Annotated in this window: 6 protein-coding genes; 1 reads left to right on the top strand and 5 read right to left on the bottom strand. The window is 45.2% G+C overall.

Annotated features, from left to right (window positions below; all coding sequences use genetic code 11):
* Positions 1–726: 726 nt before the first annotated feature.
* The 3 genes from ACCI51_RS19260 to ACCI51_RS19245 all read right to left on the bottom strand — a co-directional run bounded on the left by ACCI51_RS19260 (position 727) and on the right by ACCI51_RS19245 (position 4,225).
* The gene (locus ACCI51_RS19260; protein ID WP_371845053.1) at positions 727–1,410 is read right to left on the bottom strand and encodes a pentapeptide repeat-containing protein; all 684 of its coding nucleotides are present in this window, start codon (positions 1,408–1,410) and stop codon (positions 727–729) included.
* Positions 1,407–3,422 (bottom strand): RHS repeat domain-containing protein, encoded by a 2,016-nt coding sequence (locus ACCI51_RS19255; RefSeq protein ID WP_371845052.1) that lies wholly within the window; start codon positions 3,420–3,422, stop codon positions 1,407–1,409. Before ACCI51_RS19255 ends, ACCI51_RS19260 begins: the two co-directional genes overlap by 4 nt.
* A 395-nt stretch (positions 3,423–3,817) precedes the next feature.
* On the bottom strand, positions 3,818–4,225 hold the full coding sequence (locus tag ACCI51_RS19245; RefSeq protein ID WP_371845051.1) for a hypothetical protein: 408 nt from the start codon (positions 4,223–4,225) through the stop codon (positions 3,818–3,820).
* Between ACCI51_RS19245 and ACCI51_RS19240 the strand changes: the two genes are divergently transcribed.
* Positions 4,205–4,417, top strand: a complete 213-nt coding sequence (locus tag ACCI51_RS19240; RefSeq protein WP_299589498.1) for a hypothetical protein — start codon at positions 4,205–4,207, stop codon at positions 4,415–4,417. The two genes, ACCI51_RS19245 and ACCI51_RS19240, sit on opposite strands and share 21 nt — an antisense overlap.
* Positions 4,418–4,679: 262 nt before the next feature.
* On the opposite strand, the gene ACCI51_RS19235 is transcribed toward ACCI51_RS19240, so the two are convergent.
* Together ACCI51_RS19235 and ACCI51_RS19230 are read right to left on the bottom strand one after the other, a co-directional pair.
* Complete coding sequence (locus tag ACCI51_RS19235) at positions 4,680–5,153, bottom strand: hypothetical protein (RefSeq protein ID WP_143730755.1); 474 nt, start codon at positions 5,151–5,153, stop codon at positions 4,680–4,682.
* A gap of 5 nt (positions 5,154–5,158) precedes the next feature.
* Positions 5,159–6,341: RHS repeat domain-containing protein (locus tag ACCI51_RS19230; protein ID WP_371845050.1), on the bottom strand; the 1,183-nt coding region annotated here is incomplete at its 5' end.

Below are 6,341 nucleotides of genomic sequence, written 5' to 3'. Positions count from 1 at the left end.
GGGTGCGAGCACCATCTGGGGTGATTACCGCATGGATGCGATCCTGGGCGTCGTATTCGTAGCCAGTGAACATAAACCTGATTAAAGGTTAATTAAACGACAATAATTTACTTTTATTCCATTTATTTCTCTAACCCCAATTATTCTCCTTTTTCAGTTCAGATAACGGCATTTGTATCTGAATATTACCCGACAAAGTGATAATCATAGAAGCTTATGAGGTAGGTATAGTTATTGGCATTAGTTTGGGTGCTTGTTTGCTCTGCTTGCTGCGCCAATAAGTGAAGGTGCTGAGCCTTAGCTGGTGCTACTGGTAGTAGGCGACTTGGAAAAGGTCGCTATCCTTCCAATGGGTTAGGTATTTTATCCAAAAATTTAATTTGCTTTGAATAGTCATGCGTATCTCCTAATTATTAAAAATCAGGAGCATATCTGGATGGATTTCAAGGTTTTAGATGGAATTTGATGAGCGCTCACATTGATATTACTACCAACTGGACGGCAATAAACACTTTAAAATTGACGGAAAGGATTAAGGGCAAATTTAAGGACTTCTCTGTCAGAGATATACAATGGCGATACTGTCACCGGAGAATTTATATAGATGACTAAGCTTATCTTTCCAATATTATAATGGTCTTTTGTAGAGCCTATGGACCCAGGCAGTTAGTTAAACATAAAATATAGAATATTTTATCTTTAACACTATACTCTGACGTCATGCATTCACCCATCCCCCATTGAGCCAAATAATTTAAACAACCTTGGCTTTTCGAAAGGATTCTTGATGGCTTTACCATCAGGACTAAGCCATTCAACAGCATTTAAATTTATTGTTTTTTTATTTTTCTTAACAGCTTTTATAAAACTCTCAGTAGGCGCAACTCTCGCCCAAGAAAAATCACTATTAATAATTTTTGTTTTAGTAAAATCAGGTGAAACCAATCTAGAGGAAGAAAAGTCACAATCCGCTATACTAGATTTAATTAATTGCGGACCAATAAGATAACTCGAACTAAAGCTAGACATTTTCCAGTTAACATCTTCAAACCTCGTATCACAACCATATATAGCTTCGAGACCACATGACATAAATTCACATCCTCTAAAATAAGATTCATGCATCCTACTATTGAACATATTAACTTTGAAAAAATTACAATTAGTGAATATACAATAGCTCAAATTTAAATAACTAAAACTACAATTAGAAAATGCTTGCCCATCTATCACCATCCCTCTCAGATCAAACAGTTGATCAAAATATCGATCATTATCACTATATTTATCTGATAAAGAAGTATCATTCAGATATTCATCCAAAGATTGATCTGATTTTAACGCTGAGACGATTTCTAATGCGTTCTTAATACCTAAAGGTGTTTTCCACCTTGATTTAAAATCACTCATTCTTCGGGGCCTTTTCCAAAATTAGGGTTTTCGATCCACTCATCAAGCTCTAATCTTCCTCGTGGACCCTCTTTAACCTTTGCAATGGCTTTAATATGTTCGGACTTTACGTCTGCAAATACAGCATTTTCTGCTTCTGCTGTAAATCTATTGCCCCCAAACCCACCAAAAGCATTCTCTACTCTTCCCTCAAGTAGCTCATTAACATTAAACATTGGTGCTCCCTCAATCTTAACAACGATCCCTCCTTCGTCGGCCCAATCTATTGGGCCTCCATAATCAGCCATTGGGCTCTTAATAAAGGGGGCTGTACCCCTAAATGCGCTATCTTCTCCACCATTGGCATGACTTATAAGATCATTATTATTACTCTTTGCCGGCAAGCCATTCGCGAATAAATCATCAATAGACATACCTTCAGGTATTCTCATTCCATGAAAACCTTTTCCATGCATTACAGTTGGATCAAAGGCTTTTCCGTTAATAATTGCAACAGGTGTACCTTTATCGACCTGTACAACGGTATCCTTGGGTGGTGGCGGAGCACTATTGGTCTTTTCTGACTTTCCAGTAAACAGCGATTTAATTTTACCAAACAAGCTAGGTTTATTTTTCCTCTCAGGGGCTTGCTTAGGGGGACAATCTTTAGATGACAAACCTAAAGGATCTATCCAAGTTACCGGATTAGGTACATACCGATAATTATTAACTCCACCTAGAAGTCCAATCGGATCCTGCTGAGTAAACTCCCCAACCTGCGGATCGTAATACCTAAACCGGTTGTAATGCAGGCCAGTCTCTTCATCAAAGTACTGGCCCTGGAAACGAATCGGTTGCTCTATCTGATTTTCATGGGCCAGAGCAATATTGCCATAGCTCTTGTAGGCAACACTCCATACCACTTCACCATCTTGGTTGGTAAGGGTATCTGGGGTTCCCAGATGATCCAAATGGTAGTGATAAACCTGCTCTTTATCTTGTTTGTTTTCTTTTAAACCAACAGGCTTGAATGTACCCGGCTCAAAGTAGTAGGTACGGGTATTGAGATCCTGCAGGGTCTGGATATCGACTTTATTTTCCTGCAGGAGTACGTCGCCATCCCAGAGAAAATCGGTTTGCTCGCTTTCACTCGCTTTACCAATACGGCGGCCCAAGGGGTCGTATTGGTAGTGAATAACCTGCTGGAATTGCTCTGTGCCGTTTTCTACCTTGAGCTTTTCTACACAGGCCAGCTGTTGGCGGTTGTTGTAGTGGTAGCGGGTTTGCAGTTTTTGCCCTTTACCGCGCAGTTCGGCGATGCGGTTGCCATGAATGTCGTAGCGGTAGTGGGTATCACCACGGAAGGCTAAACGGTTGCCTTTGACCTGGGTGGCGCTGGCCTGTTGCTTGGCTTCGTCTTTTGAATTGGCGGCGGCCAGAATATTGTGTGCGGGGTCGTGCACAAAGTATTCGGGGTTGGGGCCGTCTACCTGGGTAAGGCGGTCGAGTGCGTCGTAATGGTAGCTGCGGGTGCCGCGCAGGCTGTCCTCAATTTGCGCGATCTGGCCAGCTTTGTTGTACTGGTAGCGGCGCTCCAGAATGGAGTTTGACTGAGTTGGATCAGATACCGGACCATTGGCCTTGCCCAGGCGCAGTTTTTGCAGGCGGCCCTGAGGATCGTAGTCTCTCTGGCTTTCTAGCCCATTGCCGTGCTGGCGTTCCCTGCCCTGTTCATCGTGACTGATGCTGGTGATCAGATAATCGGTGTCGCCACCTACTGGGCGGCGGTACAGGCTTTGGAATTGGCCGACGGGGTTGAAGGCGAAGTTCAGTACTTCACCATCGGGTAATGTTGTGGCAATACGATTGCCGACGGCATCGTATTGGTGGCTCAGTTTCTCTTTGCCCTGCCAGTCGGCCACAACACGGCCGTTGGCATCGTACTCCCAGCGCAGTTTACGGTGGGCATTTTCCGCTTCGGTTAACTGCCCGCTGCGGTTATAGCGGAAGTTGGTGATGCCGTCGGGAGTCACTTCTTCTAATAGGCGGCCGAAGGGGTCGCGCTCGAAGATGGTGTCGATTCCCTTGCCGGTATCAGTATCCGTGACCGCTCTGGAGCTAATCAGGTGGCCGGCGCGGTTGTAGGCATAGCGGGTAACGCGGCCGTCGAAGCCAACTTCTTCAATCAGGCGCTCGTTCAGATCGTATTTAAGCTGGTAGCGCTCACCGTTTTCGTTAGTGAGGCCGACTAAGTTGCGCTCGCCGTCGTAGTGATATTCCAGGCGGCTGCCGTCCGGGTTGGTGCGGGTCTTAACCTGACTGAGGCCGTCGTAGGCGTAGCAGGTACTTCGACCTTCGGAGTCGGTAACTTCGGCCAGTAATCCCTGAGGGTTGTAGCTGTATTGGGTGCGAGCACCATCTGGGGTGATTACCGCATGGATGCGATCCTGGGCGTCGTATTCGTAGCGAGTGACCTGGCCAGGAGCGTGTTGTACTTCTTCCAGGCGGCGAGCGCTGTCGTAGCGGTAGTGCTGGGCGCGGCGAGTTTACCCTCAGGATTCCACAAGTAGCGAGTGGTATTTCCCAGTGGGTCGGTAACACTGCCGATCAGACCAACGGGGTTATAGCCATACTGGGTACTGTTGCCGAGAGGATCTTTGGTGGCAGCGATCTGACCTTTTTTGTTGTACTCGCGTTGCCACTTATTGCCCGCAGGGTCCGTAACTTTTGCGGGCAGGCCCTCGCTATTGTATTCAATGCGGTGCTTATTGCCGGCGGCATCGGTTTTTTGTACCAAGTGGCCTTGATCATCGTATTGATAAATCTCTTCGCGCAAGCTGCCATCGTCGCTTGGCAGCTGTACCTTAGTGATCTGGCCCAGGTCGTTGTAACTGTAAAGGGTCTCGGCACCTTCCGGGTCGCGGTGATAAATGGGCAGGGCGCGCTCATTGAAGCGGTAACGCTCTTTACCGCCGCGGGTATCAGTTACGGTGACACCCTGCCATCATCATCCCAATCAAACTGGTAGTTGTATGTGGCCTGCCCATCGATAGGATCGCCCCACTGGCGCACACAGCGGGCCGAGGGACCTTCGGCATCCCATTCGAAGTGGAAGCGGTAGCCGGTTTTTAGGGGTGGGAGTATTAGATGTCCACAAAAGTAGTCTATCTCAACCGAAACTTTAAAGTAGTTTTAAGGGCTTAATGGAACCAGCAGCAAGGCTTATAGGACCACTCTACAATTTGCCCTGGGTTTCCAAACTACACATTTAGATGTTTGAGCCCAACATGCTACTCCATTTCAAGCTCTTCGAGAATTTTTTTTAAAATCTCATTTCCTTTGCGGCAAGCAAAACTAGCATGCGTGTTTAATTTATCCTTATATTCATTCAAGGCACCTGCACTCTTAAACTTTAACAAGTAATTTTTTACAAGAGTAGACTCCAAAGAATCCATTTCTAAAAACAAATTGGACCCCGGTAATTTATGTGAACTTTTCTGAGCCACATATGATGAAAAATTTGCAAGAAAGTTAGATAGATCTGCTTCCGTGAGAGACAGGTCCTTTATAAAATTTATAAAAGAATCGTCAAACTTTTTGCCATTATCTGAAGATGCTTTTAAAAATGTATGCGCATGACCACTTATGTTTGCTCCATGTACATGCCCTTCGTAATCAGGACTTGGAACAAAGTAGACACCCTCTCCTCTAAAAAAGTTATCTGTTTCTTTATTATTTAGAGCCAATTCAAATAAATTAACCATAGAACTCACCGAATACGCTTGGATTTTGAAAAATTATTCATTAGTTCATCTGCGCTATTATCATGTGCAATTTTCTCAGAACCCACTAAAGCAGCCTCGCTAGTTCCACCTTTAGTTTTCCCTCCTGGGACCCATTCTCCCTCATATGCGCCAGCTTCACGACCATCAGGAATATCATAAGTAAACCTTGTATCTCCTGGCTCTATCACCACATAAACTATTTTCTCGTCACTCAAATCTACATTACCTAAACTCAGCTCATCCCTTAAAACCGTCCAATCACGGCCAGATGACTCATATTTTTCTATAACAGCATCCATTTCAGATCGTAAACCAACAAATTTACGTGGAGGGAGAGTTGGATATTCAGGGTTTTCCATCCAACCTTGAATAGCAATAAACCCAGCCCCTTCATTCTGAAATTTATCTAAATGAGCATTAATATAGGACTGCGGCAAGTAAGTTGACGGATCCGGTCGTTTAAGCTTTTCAGTGCGACCGCCCATCGCAGCCACTTCTTTCATCTTTTGATATGACTTAGCCGCTTCAGAGCTATTCGCAAAATGCCCTTTAGTGTCTCTCTGAAATTCATTCCAAGAATTCACTGGTGGACAATCTTTACTAGTTAGCCCGTAGGGGTCTATCCAAGTAACTGGATTGGGTACATACCGATAATTATTAACTCCCCCCAGCAGCCCCACCGGGTCCTGCTGAGTAAACTCCCCAACCTGCGGATCATAGTACCTAAACCGGTTGTAGTGCAGGCCAGTCTCTTCATCAAAGTACTGCCCCTGGAAACGAATCGGCTGCTCTATCTGATTTTCATGGGCCAGAGCAATATTGCCATAACTCTTGTAGGCAACACTCCATACCACTTCACCATCCTGATTAGTGAGGGTATCTGGAGTTCCCAGGTGATCCAGATGGTAGTGATAAACCTGCTCTTTATCTTGTTTGTTTTCTTTTAATCCAACAGGTTTGAAAGTGCCCGGCTCAAAGTAGTAGGTACGGGTATTGATATCCTGCTGGGTCTGGATATCGGTTTTGTTTTCCCGCAGGAGTACGTCGCCATCCCAGAGAAAATCGGTTTGCTCGCTTTCACTCGCTTTACCAATACGGCGGCCCAAGGGGTCGTATTGGTAGTGAATAACCTGCTGGAATTGCTCTGTGCCGTTTTCTACCTTGAGC

Origin of the sequence: Microbulbifer echini (assembly GCF_041447225.1) — a bacterium.
Classification (GTDB): domain Bacteria; phylum Pseudomonadota; class Gammaproteobacteria; order Pseudomonadales; family Cellvibrionaceae; genus Microbulbifer; species Microbulbifer echini.
The sequence above is the reverse complement of the archived record's forward strand: the minus strand, read 5'-3'. Positions and strand labels throughout refer to the sequence as shown.